Consider the following 19,112-nt stretch of genomic DNA (forward strand, 5'->3'; position numbering starts at 1 on the left):
TTATCCGTTATATCATTATTATTAATTAAAAACATCTGAAGAACTTTCCATAACCATTATAGAACAGTCCATGATTTTATTGTCATCATTAACTATTTTTTTATATTCATCTAAAGTATTTATATCATCATTATAAAGAATAGCTTCTCCGTCATAGTAGGCTATTTTTTTATCATTAAAAGTTTCTTTCACAAATATATAAACTCTATTATCAGATTTTATTTTATTTATATAGCAATTAACTTTTTTTATATTTAAAATAAAACCTATTCTTTTATTATCATCATTATTTGATAAAGCTCCGTTATAAGCTGCCGCAGTCTGTGCTGCATATTCTGTAAATATATAAGATTCTATACCTTCAGGTTCTGAAATATCATAAAAAATATTATCTTTCTTAATATTAGAAAAAGAAAGTATTTCTTTATAATCAAAATTTATATCAGATATACCTTCTATCAATAACATTTTTCCTTTATGAGGTATATTCAATTTATATTTATTTTCCATAAAATTATTAATCCGAAATTATTTTCCAACTATCAAACAAGTATTGCTTCCACCGAAACCAAATGATACACTCATACAATTTTCAAGTCTTTCAGATTTTACTTTGCCATTAACCAAATTTATTTTAGCTAATGTATCATCATATTCACCATCATATAAATGCGGAGGAAGTATTTTTTCTTTATTAATATCAGAAAGTGTAATATAGCAAACTCCAAGCTCCATAGCTGCAGCTGCACCTATAGTATGACCGAATGATGTTTTACTAGAACTGCAGTATATATCAGAAGCATTAACTATATTAAGTGTTGTGCTTTCCATTTTATCATTTATTGAAGTTCCTGTACCATGAAGATTAATATAATCTATATCATTTATATTCATATCAGCATGTTTTAAAGCATCATTGATACATTTGCTTGTAGTAGTACCGTCTATATCTGGACTAGTCATATGATGAGAATCTGAATTGCTGTTATAGCCTTTAAGATATAATGCATTTTTTGAATCAATTAAATTATCTTTTGCAAGCACTGTAAATGCAGCACCTTCTCCTAAATTAATACCTTTTCTGTTTTTTGAAAAAGAATTAGTTTTATTATAATCAACTACTTCAAGAGAATCAAATCCGTAAACAACAGTATCAGTTACAACATCAGCACCGCCTACTATAGCTGCATCTATTACTCCGCTTCTTATAAGTTCATCTGCTGCTATTATAGCATTAGCACTTGAAGTACATGCAGTAGATATAGTAAATGAAATACCTGAAACATCAAAATATTTTTGTAAAAAATCACAGCATATATTAAGGCTTTGCATAATCAATATTTTTTTCTCATCGATTACGCTTCCTTTCAATATATAATCTTTAGTTTCATCACTTCCATTTTCGCAAGTACCTACTATAACGGATATTCTATTTTTTCCGTATATCTTTTTAGCTTCATCAATTATAGGTTTTAATTGATTAACAGCATGCAAAGCCATTTTATTTATTTTATTATTATAAGGGTTATCAAGTTCAAAATTAAAAAAATCATTATCTATTTTACCTAAGAAAAATTTTTTCACATAATCATTATTCTCTTTTAAACCATACTCACCATTTAAAAAATATTTATTATACAATTCTTCCTTATTTCTGGCTAAACAATTAATAATTCCAAAATCCAATAATACGTTGCTCATAAAACACCTCAGAATCGAGTATATAATTCTATAACAAAAATGTCAAATTATTTAATCATTATTCTTTTTTATTAATTTATTAAAATTAAACAATACAGGAGAAATTATAAATGATGATAAAATTCCAATAAATAAGAATAAACCGAAAGATTTTACAGGTATAAAACTGCTGAATGCCAATGTACCGAATGATAATACAGTTGTCATCATAGATAAAAATACAGCTAAAAATGTAATCTCTTTATCTGCAGCACTATTTGAGAAAAATATTGAATAATCTATTGATATTCCTATTGAAAGTATCAAAGCAAATATAGAAAATATATTTATATTAATACCAAATATTGAATGTACTGATAAATTTATTAATATAGACATTAACTGTACGATTATTATAGCTATTGCTTTATTTTTATCAAAAAATATCATCATAGCTATAAATATTATAATATAGGCAATTACAGCCATTTTTATAGCCGTTTTTGCAGTGCCGTCTAAAGCATCATTAATTTCTTCATTTATGTTAAATATTTTTACATCGTTATTATCCGATTTTATTATATTGTTTGTATCATAATCGCTAGTTGCTATAATAAAATATTTATTATTATTAGTAACTATAATTTTATTCAAATCATTGAAATTAGTATTCTCAAGTATTTTATTTATATCAAGAATTTCATTTTTAGTATTTTCAAATTCTGATTTTATTCTCTGATAAGAAACTTCATCTAAATTCAAAGCATCAGTCTGTTTTCTTAATATAGGCATTAATTTATCATTTACCAGCTTAACATTATCTTTCTGTCTTTCTTCTGAATATAATATTTTTGATATAGCAGTATAATTATTATTGCTGAAATTATTCGCTATGCTCTCCTCTGCTGATAATGCCTTCGAAAGAGTATCTCCTCTTGAAATTATAATATTCTTTGCAAGTGATGTATTTAATCTGTTATAAACTTCTTTTTCACTATTAAGCAAAAAATCCGGTGTATTATAAAGCTGATTAGCAGAGAAATTCACTTTTATTTTTGGTATGAATATTATAGAAATTATAATAACCGCTACAAATATAATCAATACATTTTTTATGCTTATTATTTTAACATAATCATTTAATATATTCTTGCTTTTATCAAGTATCGATTTTTTTATTACACTTTTATCATTTTTAAATAATACAGGATATATTATGTTTACTGTAAGAAATGAGCTTAAAAGTCCGAATATAGAAAATAATGCTATTTGCTTTAATAATATAAGAGATGTTAAAGACAATGATATATAACTCACTATTGTAGTTACAAAACCCAAAAGCATACTTGGAAATATTTTTTTCAACACTTCTTTTTTATCTTCTTCATTATACCATTCAGTTATAAAATGTATTGAATGGTCTATTGATATACCTATAAGACTTGTACCAAATACAAATGTAAATATATGAATCGAATCAAAAAATACCGATGAATATAAAAATGCAGATAAACCTGATATCATTATAGTACACATTGAAATTATATAAGGCTTCAAAGATTTGAATATAAAAATGAATATCAGACAAATAACAATAAACGATACTATAGATATAATAGTAATTTCAAACTTAGCACTTTTCTGACTATAATAAGTATGTACCGGAACACCTGAAATATATGTTTTTATATTTCCTTCATTTTCTAATACTTTTAAATATTCTGTAATATCATCAAAAAACTTTTCATTATCAAGATTTTTAGGCATATCAATATTTACAAGAATATTATATTTATCATCATAATTTATAAATTGTATTGAATCTATTGACTGAAAATTATTTTCTGAAGTGAGAATCTCATTTATTTTTGAATTAACAGTCAAAAAAGGATCATCTTCAATATTATCAACTATTGGTATAAAAAAAGGAGAATAAAAATTTGCAAGAGCATTTTCAGCTATAATATCCGCATCATCATTCAATAAGTAATTTCTTATTTCTTTTGAAAGAAGCTGATATTTATACTTCACCATAGTATTTAAAATATCATCATAGTTTCTCGAATGAAAATTAACTGAAACATTACTATAAGACTCTTTTATATGTTCATCTAATTTTAATGCATTATTTTTGGCATTATCAAAATCTTCACTTTCTATAAATATTTTTACACTGCTTGAATTTTTAAAAAAGAAATCTTCTAAAGGCTTTTGAAAATCTTTATCTTCCAAAAACTTAGGAGTTATAGATAAAAAATTAGTATCTATTTTGGCTGTTTTTTCAAATCTTGCTAAAAATAATATAACTGCAAATAAATGAAAAATTATCCAAATATATATAAAAATTTTTCTTCTATTATCTAAAATACTTTTATTCAAAATATTTTGTCTCCTCAGAGGTTATTCTATTAGATTTAGATAAAACTTTCATTATATATTCAGTAGTGCTGTTATTAGAAGAATACATTTTTATTTTTTCTATATATCCTGCATTAGCAAAACTTACTTCTATCTTCTCTATTATTTTTTTAAGCTCATTAGTTTTAGGAGTATAAACTATAATATTTCCATTAACACTTTTATTAAATGATTCATTTATAGTTTTTTCATCATAGGTAAAAATTGACTTTATTATATTAGCTATTTGAGCAAACATAGCATTATTAGAATCGGCCATAACTTTCTTTTTCCCGTCAGGCATTATCTGAACAACATTTTTTTCACCCATTACTGTTATAGACTCTTTAGGACTTTTAGTAAACCAGCATATACCATAACCGCTAACTACAATAAAATCCCCTGAAGATTCAAAACTTCTTCCTTTCTGACTTACTATTTGAGTATAGCTTCCTTTCAATAGTTTTGCATTTTTATATTCATCTTTAACTTGGCATAATAAAATAGAAGCTATTGCCATAAATATTATAAAAATTTTTCTCATTTTACATTTCCTAATATTATTTATATAGTATATGCCCAAACAACTATATTTTGTCAAAAATAATTTTTTTAAATTTAAATATATGCAGGGCTTTGCCCCGCACCCCACTTCTTTTGCCGAATAGGCACCTACTCGGTGTTGCCACATACGAAGTACGCCTGCGGCGAGAAGCAAAAAGGCTGCATTTTTATGGTATATCCTATATTTAATAGGAATGTTTTTAATATAAAGTTCTAGCAGTTGCGTTTTCGCGAAGCGTGCCTACGGCAGCAACTTTTTTGTGCGGCAAAAAAGTTGATAATTCTATATAAAGTGCGTCAGTTGACAAAGTTAAAAATTCTTAGTATACACTAAAAATTTTATATTGTTCTTTTTCACATCTCATACATTATGCATACTTCATAAATAAACATACAAAATACTCCTGCAGCTAAAGTGCAAATAAATTAGTAATAAATAATAGTAATTTCCTTTTATCAGTATAAATACAATAAAAATACAAATTGTAAAAAAACTTTATACTTAATTATTAATTCTTTCTATTCTCTCTATAAAATCTTTAGGACTATTCAAAAAACCTTTTCTAGTTTCACTGTCAATAGGCATTTGCAATGTGCTTGATTTTGATATGATTTTATTATTTTCATCATAAAAAGTATATTCTACTCTCATACCATTTAAATATTCAGTAATTGCCGTATGTATTCTAACCTTCTGATTTAATTTTATAGAGTTTATATATTTAATTTCTAATTTTACTATAGGCCACATAACGCCTTTAGAAGTCATAATATCATAATTATAATCTATAATTTCAAGCATAGCCTCTCTGGCCTGCTCCATAAATTTAATATAATTACCATGCCAAACAACTCCCATAGGATCCAAATCATAAAAAGAAGGTTTTATATAATAATCATTTTCTAAATAACATTTTTTGGCTGCCATAAATTAATCTCCTTTATACCAAAAATCATGAAAATTATACCATTGATAAGGATATTCTATAGCTTTTTGTTCTATAATGGAAGCAAATTCTTTAGTTAATTCTAATATAACTTCATTTTTCTTTTTTCTGTTTTTTAATTCTTCATCATTTAATTTTATTTTTGAAGGATATATATAAAAGTTATATTTCTTTGAAAGTATTTTATCATTTTCTCTTAAAGCAAAGAAATAATAAACAGGATATCTAAGCAAAATAGGTATCAAAAAAGCTCCGCATGGAAAAGGTGCATCTTCACCTAAAAAGTTTATATAATTTACTTTATCAGTTTTATTTGTAGTTCTATCTCCTGCTATTGCTACTATCTCACCATTATTTAATTTATCTTCAATGCTTATTATAGTATGAGGTCCTATATTAGAAGCATCTATAAAATCTATATAAGAATTATTTTTACCCTCTTCAAGAACTATATTAACATTCTTATTTACTTTAGGGTCTATTATTATATTTATCTTATAATCTTTAATAGGATTGCCTTCATTAATAGCAGCTAATCCTTTTAAAAGCTCAATATTTCCTATATGAGAAAATAATATTATCATACCCTTTTTTTTATTAAGCAAATCAATAACTTCATTATAACTATCTTTAGTTTTTACAACTAAATCTGTAATAGGTATATCTCCATTCCAAGCTGAAAATTTTTCTGATATAGAAACAACAAATGAAAGCAAATGCCTATAAGAACAAATAAAATTCGATTTAATTTTTTTATTATATTTAGACATCTTTTTTAAATATTCTCTGGAAGCCTGCATTCTAGTTTTTGAATAAAAGAAATAAACTATACTTATAGGAATAAGATAAAGTATTATAAAAGTTCTTCCCAAAATTTTATATACAAATACGGAAAATAATGCTTTCCATCTCTTGCCTATTTCTTTTTCTTCCGTCCAATGAGCCATAACAAAAAACCTTTAAGAAAAATAAACTTTACCATCTGAATATTTTTTATTATCATCATATATCTTAAAAGAAATAATATTGTCAGATAAATGACATTCTATAAAAATATTTGTATTTGGAAGAATCATATCAATAAATTTTAATTTTAATAATTTATTTACTACTAACTTTTTATGAAAAATATCTTTAGATATATCAGTAATAATTTTTATCTGAGCTATAGCAGGAAGAAGCTTCAATTTTTCAAAATGTCCGTCAAAATAAAATAAATTACCACTTATAAATATTTTGGCCTTAAACATATCAGGAGTATGTTCTTCTATAGTATAATCTATACTAGACAATTTAATTTCCTTCCATTATGGCATCAAGTGCTTTTCTATCTATTTTACCGATTTCGCTTCTAGGTATAGAATCAACAAAATATATTTTTTTAGGCAATACAACCGTTTCAAAATAGCCTTTTAAATAATCAATAACATATTTTTTCATATCTTCAGAATTTCTATCTTTATTATTCATTACTATAAAAGAAGCAATATATTCTCTCTTATCAGATTTACAATATATTGTATAACTATCTTTAAAACGCTTATCCATCAATATTTGTCTGTCTATTTGCTGTACGCTTATTCTTTTACCTTCAATTTTTACTATGGAATCTTCTCTGCCTAAAAGCTCAAACTCATCTCCATTCTTCATATTCACAACATCGCCGACATGTATCCAAACATTCTCGCCTGTATAGCCTGAACAGCACTCTATACTTCCATTTTCATCAACTTTAAGTTTTACAACACTTAATCTAGTCCATAATTGATTTTCGCTTCTTCTTCTATAAGCCATAGCACCAGCTTCAGTACTTCCGTAAATTTCTGTAACATCAGTACTAAATATCTCTTTACAAAGGTCATTAACTTTCTCTTCAAGCATTCCAGTAGAAGAAAATAAATACCATTTAGATTTTATTTTTAAAGAAGATTTATCTATTCTCTTTAAAAATGCAGGTGTAGTAACTATAGTAATTTTTTCATAATCTGCAAAATTATTAACAGTTTCTAGATAATTTATTCTATTATTTATACATTTAGTCTCAAGCATGAAAGGAACTAGCACCGCAAAAACAAAACCGTAACTATGATAATGTGGTACTGTATACAAAAATAAAGAATCTTTAATATTTTCAGTAAATTGATTAACTATTTTAGTAGCCTCAGCTTCAAACTGCTTAAGAGTTTTTTCTATAAGTTTAGGATATCCTGTTGATCCTGAAGTATAAAAATTCACATATACATTTTCATCTATTATTGTTTCTTTAAGTACATCAAACCATTTATCATTGCATTTACTTTCAAATACTTCATCTAAATTCAAAGCTGAATTTTCTGTGTCGGATATATAAACCATAGTATTATCTATTATGCTTTCAACATATTTAGGACTATTATTATTTAATACATTCACTCTTTTTTTAAGAATGAAACCTGCAGTAATAATAGCAATAAATCTATATGCATCTTCAATAAATACAGTAATAGTATCTTCTTTATATTTAGAAATATATTCCAAACTTCTTACTATATCAGAAACGAACTCTTTATATTTTATAAAATTCTTATTCTCTTTATGAATAAGAAAAATATCTTCTGAATCTTTTAATGAATAAAAATTTGTATTGCTTAATTTTCTCATAATATTTTTTATTTATTATCTGAATTTTCTCTTATATATTTTGCTAATGTTGCAACAGAATAAAAATACTGCTTATTATTTTCTTCTACATCGGAAAAAGTTATATTAAATTTTTTTCTTATTGCAACACCTATCTCTAATGCATCTATAGAATCAAGTCCTAATTCATCTCCGAATAAAGGTGCATCTGTGTCTATATCCTCTATAGATACACCTTCTAAATTTGCTGACTCTATTACAATTTGCTTTATTTGATCTTCAATACTCATATACAATTCTCCTTATTATAATTTTACATAAATCTATCAATAAAATATATTATTTTTTTATTAATTTAATTTTCCCTAATTCTAAATCGGCAGTATCTGTTGATATAAACTTTATAAAATCTATGATAGAATTTTCATCTTTATCAAGATCTCTGTCAATAACATCAATATCAATATTTGGGTCTTTTTTAGAAATAAGACAAGAAAATGCAAATGAATAATTACCGTCTTTTGATATTTCCTCATAACTTTCAGGCAATTTTTCATCAGCTATTAATATAAGAGCTTTATCACTTTCAGAAGTTTTTAAAAAAGCCATAGCCTGAATAAGTGCTGTATCTATAAAATTATTATAGCATGTAATGGCAATGGCTCTTTCATGATTTTGATAAAATATAGTAAGCTGTGCCACTGCTGTATTAAAAACAGAAAAACTAAAAAGAGCCGGAGAGACTTCATGTTCTGTAACTATCTTTTTAGACATATTATACTGCTGTTTTATTTCACCATATTTAGATACGAAAAAAATTGGTATTTGTTCATTATCTTTTAGAATATTTTTAACGGATTCAAAAGAAAATTTAGTTATTTGGCTTAATCTTCTTTTTTGTGCTCTAGGTATAAATTCTAAATCAGGATTAGAATCACCATAAGTAATTTTTATATCATTATTTATATTCTCTAATATAAAATTCTTATCCATATTTGGGGCAAAAAAATCCCAATCCAATACTCTAAAACTTAAACCTGTCATAAACTTCCTAAAATAAAAATCATAATTTCACTATTTTTCATTATACAAAATTATATTATAAAGTCAACTATAATATACTTGTTTAATAAATCAATAGTATAAGTAATAAAATTTAATGTATAATACTTTTTAAGTATACATAATCATAATATATAAGTATTTGATATAATTATATAATAAATTAAACTAAATAATATAAAATAATATTGACATTGGAGTGCACTTCAATGCTATAATCATATAAAAAGGAGGTGAATACGTAATGACAATAGCAGAAGTCAGCAAAAAGACGGAATTATCTACTGATACTTTGAGATATTATGAAAGGATAGGCATAATACCTGAAGTAGAAAGAAGTGAAAGCGGAATAAGAAATTATACTGATCATGATTTAGTTTGGATAGAATTTGCCAAATACATGAGAAGTGCCGGAATGGGAATAGAATCATTAATAGAATATATAAAACTCTACAATAAAGGAGATGCCACTTTAGAAGCAAGAAAACAATTACTAATAGATCAAAGAGAAACAATAGTAAATAGAATAAATGAACTTAAAGAAACATTGGAAAAATTAGATTTTAAAATACAAAACTATGATACAAAAATGAGAGAATGTGAAAAAAGACTATCTAAAAATAATTAATATAATTAAAGGATAAAAAATGAAAATATTATTAACTTTTTTTCTTTTTATAATGACAGCATGCAATTCAGTTTATGGAGATAATACAACCACTATGAATACTTTAAATACTTCAATCAATTTAAAAATAAATAATAAAGACTATAAATTGATATTATATGATAATCAAACAGCAAAAGATTTTTTATCTATGATGCCATTAACAATAACTATGAATGATTTAAATGCTAATGAAAAATATCATAATTTGAGTAAAAACCTTACAACACAATCATCAAGAGTAGGAAGCATAAAAACAGGCGACTTTATGCTTTACGGCAGTAATTGTTTAGTTCTTTTTTATGAAAGTTTTTCTACATCATATAGCTATACAAAAATAGGATATATAGAAAATACATCTGGACTTAAAGATAGTCTTGGCATAGAAAGTGTACAAATAACTTTCAGTGTTAATAATTAAAAAATTATAAAAATTACTATTGACATTGGAGTGGACTCTAATGCTATAATTTGAAAATAATTGATAATAAACTTGGAAAATTAGTGATAAGAAGTTTACTGATAATAATATAAAAATTTTGGGGTTCTTTTAAGTTTACTTAAAAACGACTTCTGCCGCATACATCAGATCAAACCCGAAATTTTTATTAATAACCATAATAAATAAACTAAAAACTAATAATTTAGCTACTAGCTAAGTTTAAGCGAGTTTATTGATAGCAATAATAGGAGTTAGCACATGAAACAAGTAAAATTAAATAATGGACTTGAAATGCCTATATTAGGATTCGGAGTTTTTCAAATACCTGATTATGAAGAATGTAAAAAATCAGTACTAAACGCCATTGAAGCAGGATACAGATTAATAGATACAGCTTCTGCATACAATAATGAAAAAGCTGTTGGAGATGCTATAAAAGAAAGTGGAATCGACAGAAAAGAATTATTTATCACTACTAAATTATGGATAAGCGATGCTGGATATGATAATGCTAAAAAAGCCTTTGAAGTTTCTATGAATAAATTAGGTTTAGATTATTTGGATTTATATTTAATACATCAGCCTTTCGGTGATTATTATGATTCTTGGAGAGCTATGGAAGACTTATATAATGAAGGAAAAATTAAAGCTATAGGTGTTTGTAATTTTTATCCTGACAGATTATTAGATTTTGTTATGCATAATAAAATAGCTCCTATGGTAAATCAGATTGAAACACACCCATTTTTCCAAAGAGAAGAAGACAATAAACTTATGAAAGAGTACAATATTCAAATAGAATCTTGGGGACCATTTGCTGAAGGCAGAAATAATATGTTTACTAATGAAGTACTAAAAAAAATAGCTAGTAAACATAATAAAACAGTTGCTCAAGTTATATTGAATTGGCTTATAAAAAGAAATGTTATTGTTATACCAAAGAGTGTACACAAAGAAAGAATAATAGAAAATTTCAATGTATTTGATTTTGAATTAGATGATAATGATATGAAAGAAATTTCTAAACTTGATACTAAACAAAGTTTATTCTTATCGCATACTGATATTGAAACAGTGAAGTATTTATGTAATTATAAAATATAATAATTTATAATTTTTTAATATATACCTAAACAACTATATTTTGTCAAAAATAAATTTATATTTTTGTTTTTATATCTGGGGCTTTGCCCACCGCTCTGCGTGCTTACGCAAGCCCCCACTTCTTTTGTTGCCACAAAGAAGCAAAAAGGCTACATTTGGTATTTAATTTAATAAAATATCTTACATGTAAGACGTTTTTAGTATGATTTAGTACTAATTTTATACTTGCACTTTTTGGTTCTTTTTGCGGCGGGAAAAAGAACAACAAAAATTGGAGAATATAATTTTTTTAGTATTATTTCATCTTTGAAAACTACTGCATTGTTTTAATAATACAAAATAGGGTTTGATTTATAAAAGGAAAATTATGAAAAATATTTTTATAAGTTTTTTATTGATTTTTATGACAGTATTAATTTTTAATAATAAAGCAGAGGCAAATAATATGAAAGGCAATTTTAATTTCAATACCAAAACTGTTAAACTAAATAACGGATATGAAATACCTTTAAATGGAATAGGTACCTATAGTTTATTAAATGATGTTTGCTATAATTCTATTCTTTATGCCTTACAAAACGGAGTAAGATTGATAGACACCGCATACATATACAATAATGAGGAAGAAGTAGGAAAGGCTGTAAGAGATTCTAAAATTAACAGAAAAGATATTTTCATCATTACAAAATTATATCCTAATCAATACAATAATGCAGAGAAGGCTATAAATGATGCATTAAAAAAATTAAATGTAGAATATATTGATATGATGCTTCTTCATCACCCGGGAAATAATGATGTTGAAGCATATAAGGCTATAGAGAAAGCTATAAAAGAAGGAAAGATTCGTTCTGTAGGTCTTTCTAATTGGTATATAAAAGAATTGAAAGAATTTCTTCCAAAGATAAATATAATTCCTGCTTTAGTACAAAATGAAATACACCCATATTATCAAGATACTGAGGTAATAGAATATATTCAAAGTTTGGGAATAGCTGTTCAAGGCTGGTATCCATTAGGAGGCAGAGGACATCAAAGAGAACTTTTAAATGATAAAGTATTAAAAGATATATCAGCAAAATATAATAAATCAGTTGCTCAAATTATATTAAGATGGAATTTACAAAGAGGAGTAATTGTAATACCGGGATCAAGCAACAGAGAACATATAATAGAAAATACAGAAATATACGATTTTGAATTGAGCGATGAGGATATGAAAAGAATATCAGAATTGAACCGCAATGAAAAACATGATTGGTATTAAAATTATAATTATTATGCAATTAAAAAAGTTTATTAAAAAACTTTAGGAGGTATAAAATGAAAAAAAGAATGCTTGGAGATTTAGAAGTTTCCGCAATAGGTTTAGGCTGTATGGGATATGGTGTAGTATACGATGAAAATTATGATAAAACAGAATTAATATCTCTTATACATGAAGCTGTAGAATTAGGCATTAATTTCTTCGATACTGCAGAAGCTTACGGCCCATACAAAAATGAAGAAATTGTCGGTGAAGCATTAGAGAAATACAGAGATAAAGTTGTAATAGCTACAAAATGCGGCATAAAAACAGTAAACGGAAAACCTATATTAGATGCTAAAAAAGAAACTATAAGAACATCGGTAGAAGGTTCATTAAAAAGATTAAGAACTGATTATATTGATTTATACTATCTTCATAGAGTTGATGCTAATACACCTATTGAAGAAGTGGCTGATACAATGAAAGAATTAATAAAAGAAGGAAAAGTTAAACATTGGGGAATTTCAGAACCCGGAGCAAACACTATAAAAAAAGCTGATAAAGTATGCAAATTAACAGCCATACAAAGCGAATACTCTATGATTTGGAGAGAACCTGAAAAAGAAATCATACCATTATTAGAAGAATTAAATATAGGTTTTGTTCCTTTCTCTCCATTAGGAAAAGGATTTTTAACTGGAAGATTCAATGCTGATTCAGAATTTTCAAAAAATGATTTTAGAAGTTCTGTACCAAGATTACAAAAAGAAAATTTAAAGCAAAATCAAGTATTGATTGAAATTTTAGAAGATATTGCTAAAACAAAAAATGTATCAAAATCACAAATAGCATTAGCTTGGGTATTATATCAAAAACCATTTATAGTACCAATACCGGGAACAAGAAAAATAGAAAGATTAAAAGAAAATATATACTCTGTTAATGTAGAGTTTACTAATGAAGAATTAAATAAAATAAATGAAGCAATATCAAAAATAACTATACAAGGAGAAAGATATCCGAAGGAACATTTAGAAATAGTAGGAAGATAATATTTTTTGTATTTATAATATTATACTTGGGGCTTTGCCCCATACCCCACTTCTTTTGTTGCCACAAAGAAGCAAAAAGGCTATATTTGCCAAAGTCCACCTTCACTCTGCGTGCCTTTGGAAAGGTGTACTTAAACTTAATAGTTTATATTACATGTAAAAAAACTTAGTATTATTTAGTACTAAGTTTATACTTGCACTTTTTGGTTCTTTTTGCGGCGGGAAAAAGAACAACAAAAAATTTATAAACTTAATTTTTTTAGTATATACATAAAAAACTATATTTTATAAAAAATTTGTTTATTATTTTAATTATTTGTAATGACTAGTATAAATTATAAAATATAGTAAATACTTATTAATTTGTTAAAAAATAATTATATTAAATAAAATAAGCAACAATAAAAATAAACGAGCAGCTAATAACTTTTAGTTATTAGCTAATTTAAAGCGAGTTTATTGATAACAATAACAGGAGTTTATAATGAAAGCATTGATAGCATATTATTCACATTCATCAAACACTAAAAAACTTGCTGAGTTCATAGGAAAAGTTGTAAAATCAGAATTTGCAAATGCTGAAATAGACTTTTTTTATACAGAACCAGAAAAAGCATATTCACCAAGTTATAACACAGTTTTAAACGAAGCTAAAAGAGATATAAACAGTAATATAAAACCAAAATTAAAAAACAATATAAAAAGCATAGATGATTATGATGTTATATTTATAGGAAGTCCAAATTGGTGGAATACAATTGCACCTCCGGTAAATACATTCTTGAATAGTTTTGATTTCTCTAATAAAATAATAATGCCTTTCTGTACTCATGGAGGCGGAGGTTCAGGAAGCATTAAAAGAGATATAGAAAAAGAATCAAAATCTAAACAAGTATCTAAAATATTAAGCGTATACGGAAGTTCTGCCTCAAGTGCTGAAAATGAAATAAAGAAATGGATCAAAGATATATTTGTAAAAATAAAATGATGTAATAAAATAATAAAAAGGAGAAATAAAATGTCAGATTATGAATATCCAAAATCACCAGAAAAAACTATATTTATAAAAAACGGAGAAGGTAAAAAATTCAAAGGAGCAAAAGAATATTTTACAGGAGATGTTGAAGTAGAAATTCTTACAGAGCCTAATGAAGATTCACATTTCTCTGTAGCTTATGTAACATTTGAAGCAGGTGCAAGAACCGCATGGCATACTCACCCTTGCGGACAGCATTTAGTTGTAGTTGAAGGTATAGGACTTACTCAAGAAGAAGGCGGAGAAGTTTTAGAATTTCATGCCGGAGAAGCTCTTTACTGTCCAAAAGATAAAAAACATTGGCATGGTGCTTCACCAGACTGCAAAATGAAACATATTGCTATCACTGGAGATAAAGATGGCAACAATGTTACTTGGATGGAACATGTTACTGATGAAGAGTATAATGCTTATAAAAAGAATAAATAATTAATTATATAAATTGTTAAAAACTTATGAGTGCCTTTTAAAAATAAGACACTTATAAGTTTATATTATTGACATAATTTATTTTTTAATTTTTCTAAAAATATTTTTGAAGCCTCTGAAAATACTTGATTCTTTTTCCAAACTACCCTCAATTCTATTTCTAATCTCGGATTTAATTGTATAAAGTGTAAATCGCTTGTATTGGTTGTATTAACTAATTTATCTATAGTTAAAGCATATCCTATACCTTCCTCAACCATTAATGCCGCATTGTAAATCAAATTATAACTTAATATAATATTCAATTTATCAAAATCATTTCCTATCCATTCACTAAATTTTGATGTCTGCATTTTATTATTAAAAAATATTTTCGGACATATTATAGGTATATCAAATAAATCATGTTTTTCTATGAATTTATTTTTAGATAAATGAGAATCTTTTCTCATTAATAAACCATAAACTTCTTTATAAGGAATATCTATATAATCATATTTAGATAAATCTATATCTCCTATAAGTATTCCAAAATCCAAAAGTCCTTTATCAAGTTTCTCTGTAATTTCAGAATATGCTCCGCTATGAATATGATATATTATTTTAGGATAAGACTGTCTAAGCCCCTTTATTACATCTGCAATCAATTTTATATAATAAGTTTCGGCACAACCTATATAAATATCGCCTGCTATAACATCATCAGAAGACTGAAACTCCATTCTAGTTTTTTCTATCATATCAATAATTTCTTCTGCTCTCTTTTTAAGTAAAACACCATCGGGAGTAAGTTTTATGCTATAATTGCTTCTTATAAACAATTTCTTACCGATTTCTTTTTCTAAATTACTTATTTGTCTTGATAGATTAGGCTGTGTAAGGTTTAAATAATTTGCTGCTTTTGTAATGCTTCCTTCTCTGGCTGCAGTTAAAAAATATGTTAAAGACTTTATATCCATTTAAATACCTATTTTATTTTTTTTGTATAATATCATAAATATCAATATTCATCAATACCTTTTTATTATAACTAATTATAAGATATAAGTATTTGATATATTTAAATAATGACTTAAAATTAGCACATAAAACAAACAATAATAGAAGGGAGGAGATTATGACTATATCAGAAGTTAGCGAATTAACAGGTTTATCAAAAGATACTTTAAGATATTATGAAAAAATAGGTATAATACCGGAAATAGGAAGAAGCAAAAGCGGAATCAGAAACTATAATGAATATAATCTAAAATGCATAGAGTTTTCAAAATCAATGCGTGATTTAGGCATATCAATAGATTCCATAATAAAATATATTAAACTTTCAAAAAAAGGAAAAAACACTATAAACGAAAGAAAATCAATACTTATAAATGAAAGAGATTTGATGCAGAATCATTTTAATGAAATGAAAATAAGATTAGAAAAACTAAATAAAAAGTTAGAAGAAAAAGATTTCTTTAATTAAAAAATATTTTTTCATATTGCTATTAGAGTTAACTCCAATGTTATAATTATAATCTATAAAAGGAGATTAATGTATATGAATATAAAAGAATTTTTAAAAGATTATAGTTCAGGCAAATCAATAGATATGTTTTCTGAAGAGTTTATAAATATAGCAAATAAAATGCAGGAAACAGAAAAACTATTATGGCAGTATAATAATACATTTCAAAGCTATAAAAATAATAGAGAAATTTTAAATAAAATTTTTGAAACTAATATTGATAAATCTGTTATTATAATGCCGACATTCCATATAGACATAGGCAATATAGAGTTCGGAAATAACATATTTATAAATAAAAACTGCACTATAATGGATATAGGCGGAGTGATTATAGAAGATAATGTACAGATAGCACATAATGTAAGTATAATAACTCCTAATCATGATTTTGATAAAAGAAATATACTTATACCAAAAAGAATTGTAATAAAGAAAAATGTATGGATTGGTACAGGTGCTATTATACTTCCGGGCGTTACTATAGGAGAAAATTCAATAGTTGCTGCCGGTGCTGTTGTCAATAAAGATGTTGAAAGTAATACTATAGTAGGAGGTAATCCAGCTAAAGTAATAAAACGTTTATAAATTAGACTTATTTCTTCAAAACAAATATTTGAACTATTTCAATTTTTAGTATTTTTATAACTGGGGATTTGCCCCATACCCCACTTCTTTTGGTGACCCAAAGAAGCAAAAGGACTGCAATTTTACATATTAAAATTAAATATTACATAACATATCAAACATTGTTTCATAAATAAAATTAATTAAAAATTATATAACTAGTTTTGTCAAGTACTTTTGAAAAAGTCTATTGTTTTAGCTTTAATTAATAATAAAAAATTGGTATGTTCTTAAAAATTATTAAGTCATACCAATTTATCTTCTTTTATTTATTACATATCATTTAATAACTATCATTAACTATATTTAAACTTTATCCATTTACCGCTTAAATATCTAAATGTAAATATTATAGCCTTAACTATCCAATCAACAAACATAGCTATCCAAGTACCAACCATACCCATTTTGAAATATAAAGCGAATACATAAGCCAACACTATCCTGCATAATACCATTGAAACAGAAGCTACTATCATAGGAAACTTTGCATCTCCTGAAGCTCTAAATACCACAGGCAAAGAATAACCTAAAGGCCATATAATCATCATAATGGCATGATACCATGATAATTTATAAGTATAGCCTGTAGCCTCTGCTGATAAATGATATATATTAAGTATTATAGGCAAAATGGCAAGCATAATAGCACTAGTTATAGTTTGAGATACATAAATAATAGCTATAATCTTTTTAGTATAATATTTAGTTTGATTATAATCATTAGCACCTACGCATTGAGATATAATAGTTGTAAGTCCTAAGCCTATAGCCATACCTGGAAGAACCTCCAAACTAGCTATAAGTGTAGAAACAGAATTTGCTGCTATTGAAGCTGTTCCGAATGTAGATATTAAACTCAATATAAGAAGTCTGCCTAAATAGAACATTCCATTTTCTATACCATAAGGAATGCCTACTGATAATATTCTTTTTATTGTGTTTAAATCCATCTTATACATTATTTTATTTTTTATAAATATAAGATTTTTTTTATTGAGTCCCAATATTGTAATTATTAAAGCCGAACCTATTCTGCTAATTAGTGTAGATATCGCCGCCCCTGCTATACCCATTTTAAATACATAAATTAAAAGAGCATTCCCTATAACATTTAATATATTCATAGATATCATAATCTTCATTGATATTTTTGAATTGCCTATAGTTCTAAACATTGAAGCCCCTCCATTATAAACAGCCAAAAATGGTATTGAAGCTGCAACTATTAACATATAAATATTTGCTTCATTTCTAACTTCATCAGTAATACTTCCAAACAATGCAGAAAATATAGCATCTTTAAATAAATAGATAATTAATGTTATAAATACAGAAAATAATAATAAAAATCTTATAAGCTGATTAATAGAGTCATCTGCTTTTTCTATATTATTAGCTCCTATATGCTGACCGCTTGCAACTGCACCTCCTGTAGCAACAGCTGCAAATATACTTATAAGAAATGCAATTACAAAATCCACTAAAAATACAGCAGATACAGCAGACTCCCCTACACTAGCAACCATTATAGAATCTATAAGCCCCACTAAATATTCTAAAAACACCTCTATAATAAGAGGGATAAATAACTTCATAAGATATTTATTAGAAAACATATAATTTGTTTTTATATTATTATTTAAATCCGAATAACTTATATCACTCACTTTCCAACCCTCAAAAAATTAATTTAATTATTATTTAATAAAATAATCAAACATTCA

At 25.7% G+C, this 19,112-nt stretch carries 21 protein-coding genes; 9 read left to right on the plus strand and 12 right to left on the minus strand.

Going from position 1 to position 19,112, the window contains the following annotated elements; all coding sequences use genetic code 11:
- Positions 1-21 precede the first annotated feature (21 nt).
- The 10 genes from BRSU_RS06705 to BRSU_RS06750 form a co-directional block, all read right to left on the minus strand.
- A complete protein-coding gene (locus tag BRSU_RS06705) occupies positions 22-510 on the minus strand; it encodes an ApeP family dehydratase (protein WP_048594516.1) in 489 nt (162 codons plus the stop codon).
- Positions 511-528: 18 nt separating this feature from the next.
- Positions 529-1,701 carry a beta-ketoacyl synthase N-terminal-like domain-containing protein gene (locus BRSU_RS06710; protein ID WP_048594518.1) on the minus strand — a complete coding sequence of 391 codons (1,173 nt, stop codon included), beginning with the start codon at positions 1,699-1,701 and terminating at the stop codon, positions 529-531.
- Positions 1,702-1,752: 51 nt separating this feature from the next.
- Entirely contained in the window at positions 1,753-4,059 is a 2,307-nt protein-coding gene (locus tag BRSU_RS06715) for an MMPL family transporter (protein ID WP_048594520.1), read from the minus strand.
- Positions 4,052-4,621, minus strand: coding sequence for a LolA family protein (locus BRSU_RS06720; RefSeq protein WP_048594522.1), 570 nt, complete (start codon positions 4,619-4,621; stop codon positions 4,052-4,054). Before BRSU_RS06720 ends, BRSU_RS06715 begins: the two co-directional genes overlap by 8 nt.
- Before the next feature lie 522 nt (positions 4,622-5,143).
- On the minus strand, positions 5,144-5,569 hold the full coding sequence (locus BRSU_RS06725) for an acyl-CoA thioesterase (protein ID WP_047114047.1): 426 nt from the start codon (positions 5,567-5,569) through the stop codon (positions 5,144-5,146).
- Between the two features lie 3 nt (positions 5,570-5,572).
- A complete protein-coding gene (locus tag BRSU_RS06730; RefSeq protein ID WP_048594523.1) occupies positions 5,573-6,535 on the minus strand; it encodes a lysophospholipid acyltransferase family protein in 963 nt (320 codons plus the stop codon).
- 12 nt (positions 6,536-6,547) lie between these two features.
- A complete protein-coding gene (locus tag BRSU_RS06735) occupies positions 6,548-6,880 on the minus strand; it encodes an ApeI family dehydratase (protein ID WP_048594524.1) in 333 nt (110 codons plus the stop codon).
- A 1-nt stretch (position 6,881) separates the two neighbouring features.
- Positions 6,882-8,228, minus strand: coding sequence for an AMP-binding protein (locus BRSU_RS06740; protein WP_048594526.1), 1,347 nt, complete (start codon positions 8,226-8,228; stop codon positions 6,882-6,884).
- 8 nt (positions 8,229-8,236) lie between these two features.
- A complete protein-coding gene (locus BRSU_RS06745; protein WP_012669838.1) occupies positions 8,237-8,497 on the minus strand; it encodes a phosphopantetheine-binding protein in 261 nt (86 codons plus the stop codon).
- A gap of 49 nt (positions 8,498-8,546) precedes the next feature.
- Positions 8,547-9,251, minus strand: a complete 705-nt coding sequence (locus tag BRSU_RS06750) for a beta-ketoacyl synthase chain length factor (protein ID WP_048594528.1) — start codon at positions 9,249-9,251, stop codon at positions 8,547-8,549.
- A gap of 262 nt (positions 9,252-9,513) precedes the next feature.
- On the opposite strand from BRSU_RS06750, the gene BRSU_RS06755 reads away from it, so the two are divergent.
- The 7 genes from BRSU_RS06755 (at position 9,514) to BRSU_RS06785 (ending at position 15,248) form a co-directional block, all read left to right on the plus strand.
- Positions 9,514-9,897, plus strand: coding sequence for a MerR family transcriptional regulator (locus BRSU_RS06755; RefSeq protein WP_012669836.1), 384 nt, complete (start codon positions 9,514-9,516; stop codon positions 9,895-9,897).
- Between the two features lie 19 nt (positions 9,898-9,916).
- Positions 9,917-10,357 carry a cyclophilin-like fold protein gene (locus BRSU_RS06760; protein ID WP_048594530.1) on the plus strand — a complete coding sequence of 147 codons (441 nt, stop codon included), beginning with the start codon at positions 9,917-9,919 and terminating at the stop codon, positions 10,355-10,357.
- Between the two features lie 279 nt (positions 10,358-10,636).
- Positions 10,637-11,482, plus strand: a complete 846-nt coding sequence (locus BRSU_RS06765) for an aldo/keto reductase (protein WP_048594531.1) — start codon at positions 10,637-10,639, stop codon at positions 11,480-11,482.
- A 367-nt stretch (positions 11,483-11,849) separates the two neighbouring features.
- Positions 11,850-12,749, plus strand: a complete 900-nt coding sequence (locus BRSU_RS06770; RefSeq protein ID WP_048594533.1) for an aldo/keto reductase — start codon at positions 11,850-11,852, stop codon at positions 12,747-12,749.
- Between the two features lie 56 nt (positions 12,750-12,805).
- The gene (locus tag BRSU_RS06775) at positions 12,806-13,783 is read left to right on the plus strand and encodes an aldo/keto reductase (protein WP_048594534.1); all 978 of its coding nucleotides are present in this window, start codon (positions 12,806-12,808) and stop codon (positions 13,781-13,783) included.
- A gap of 484 nt (positions 13,784-14,267) precedes the next feature.
- Positions 14,268-14,771 carry a flavodoxin gene (locus BRSU_RS06780; RefSeq protein WP_048594537.1) on the plus strand — a complete coding sequence of 168 codons (504 nt, stop codon included), beginning with the start codon at positions 14,268-14,270 and terminating at the stop codon, positions 14,769-14,771.
- 30 nt (positions 14,772-14,801) lie between these two features.
- Complete coding sequence (locus BRSU_RS06785; RefSeq protein ID WP_048594539.1) at positions 14,802-15,248, plus strand: (R)-mandelonitrile lyase; 447 nt, start codon at positions 14,802-14,804, stop codon at positions 15,246-15,248.
- A gap of 65 nt (positions 15,249-15,313) precedes the next feature.
- On the opposite strand, the gene BRSU_RS06790 is transcribed toward BRSU_RS06785, so the two are convergent.
- Complete coding sequence (locus BRSU_RS06790; RefSeq protein ID WP_048594541.1) at positions 15,314-16,207, minus strand: LysR family transcriptional regulator; 894 nt, start codon at positions 16,205-16,207, stop codon at positions 15,314-15,316.
- Positions 16,208-16,365: 158 nt separating this feature from the next.
- Here BRSU_RS06790 and BRSU_RS06795 point away from each other — a divergent pair, with 158 nt between their 5' ends.
- Positions 16,366-16,716 (plus strand): MerR family transcriptional regulator, encoded by a 351-nt coding sequence (locus BRSU_RS06795; RefSeq protein WP_048594546.1) that lies wholly within the window; start codon positions 16,366-16,368, stop codon positions 16,714-16,716.
- A gap of 75 nt (positions 16,717-16,791) precedes the next feature.
- Positions 16,792-17,346 carry a sugar O-acetyltransferase gene (locus BRSU_RS06800; RefSeq protein ID WP_048595146.1) on the plus strand — a complete coding sequence of 185 codons (555 nt, stop codon included), beginning with the start codon at positions 16,792-16,794 and terminating at the stop codon, positions 17,344-17,346.
- Between the two features lie 335 nt (positions 17,347-17,681).
- Here the strand turns inward: BRSU_RS06800 and BRSU_RS06805 are convergent, their stop codons facing one another.
- Positions 17,682-19,055 (minus strand): MATE family efflux transporter, encoded by a 1,374-nt coding sequence (locus tag BRSU_RS06805; protein ID WP_048594548.1) that lies wholly within the window; start codon positions 19,053-19,055, stop codon positions 17,682-17,684.
- Between the last annotated feature and the right edge of the window lie 57 nt (positions 19,056-19,112).

It is taken from the genome of Brachyspira suanatina (assembly GCF_001049755.1).
Lineage (GTDB): Bacteria > Spirochaetota > Brachyspiria > Brachyspirales > Brachyspiraceae > Brachyspira > Brachyspira suanatina.